Source organism: Bradyrhizobium sp. Crot121 (assembly GCF_059512385.1).
Genome location: NZ_JCAMOR010000568.1, coordinates 1 through 259, shown reverse-complemented (window position 1 = coordinate 259; position 259 = coordinate 1). Strand labels below are relative to the sequence as shown.

Here is a 259-nt window from a genome sequence, read left to right as displayed (position 1 = left end):
GCGGCTGCAGAACGGCGATGTGTTCACGAAGTTCATGACCAAGCTTCTGAACCATTCTCAGGTCAAATCGCTATTGTCGGACGAGCATTTTTCGGTGGACGGGACGCTGATCGAAGCCTGGACTTCGAAGAGTTTTCGCCCCAAGGACGGCAGCGGCAACGATGATGACGGCGCCAACTTCCACGGCCAGAAGCGCAAGAACGACACCCATGCGAGTACCAGCGATCCGGACAGCAGGCTTTATCGCAAGGCGGCCGGA

General features: G+C 57.5%; 1 pseudogene. It reads left to right on the top strand.

From position 1 onward, the window contains the following. Nucleotides 1-259, top strand: a pseudogene (locus tag AC5ZGW_RS47935) (IS5/IS1182 family transposase); the annotation flags it as partial.